This is a genomic window from Streptomyces filipinensis, from assembly GCF_014649495.1.
GTDB lineage: Bacteria > Actinomycetota > Actinomycetes > Streptomycetales > Streptomycetaceae > Streptomyces > Streptomyces filipinensis.
Genome location: NZ_BMTD01000083.1, coordinates 1 through 958, shown reverse-complemented (window position 1 = coordinate 958; position 958 = coordinate 1). Strand labels below are relative to the sequence as shown.

Annotated in this window: 1 protein-coding gene; it reads left to right on the top strand. The window is 67.4% G+C overall.

Annotated features, from left to right (window positions below; translation table 11 throughout):
- On the top strand, window positions 1–958 hold a 958-nt coding region (locus tag IE244_RS41565), incomplete at both ends, for an amino acid adenylation domain-containing protein (protein WP_191878766.1).

The window sequence follows — 958 nt, the reverse complement described above, 5'->3', positions numbered from 1 at the left end:
TCACCGAGTCGAGTGTGACGGTGGACGGCTTCGACGGGCGGCGGGTGCTGCTGGACGCGGATGCCGAGGCGATCGCCGGTGAGTCGGCGGAGTCGCTGGGTGTGTTGCCGGGTGGCGGTGAGCTGGCGTACGTGCTGTACACGTCGGGTTCGACGGGTCGGCCGAAGGGTGTGATGATCCCGCACCAGGCGCTGTTGAACCTGTTGATGTCGATGGCGGATGTCGCGGGCAGTGACAGTGAGAGTGTGTGGCTGGCGTCGACGTCGATCTCGTTCGACATTTCCGGTCTGGAGCTGTTCCTCCCGCTGGTCACCGGCGGGTGTGTGGTGATGGCGTCGAGCGGTGAGGCCAGGGACGCTGAGGCGTTGGCCGGCCTGGTCAGCAGGAACGAGATCACGCACGTGCAGCTGACGCCGTCGGGTTGGCGGCTGTTGCTCGCGGCCGGGTTCGCCGATGAAGCGGTGACGGCGCTGGTGGGTGGCGAGGCGTGCTCGCCGGAGCTGGCGCGTGAGCTCCGTGAGAAGACCCGGCGTCTGGTGAACGTGTACGGCCCGACGGAGACCACGATCTGGTCCACCTTCTGGGAGGTACCGGAGGAGACCGAGTCGGTTTCGATCGGTGGGCCGCTGGCCAACACCGACCTGTATGTCCTGGACTCCAACGGCCGGCCGGTGGCCGATGGTGTCAGTGGTGAGCTGTTCATCGGCGGTGTCGGTCTGGCACGTGGCTATATGGGGCGTGCTGGTCTGACGGCGGAGCGGTTCGTGCCGAGCCCGTTCGGTCCGGCCGGCTCCCGGCTCTACCGCACGGGTGACCTGGTGCAGCGTCTGCAGGACGGCTCGCTGGACTATCTCGGTCGTATCGACACCCAGGTGAAGGTGCGCGGTTACCGGATCGAGCTGGGCGAGATCGAAGCGGTTCTGCGGGCCCACGTGGCGGTGCGGGACACCGTGGTGTC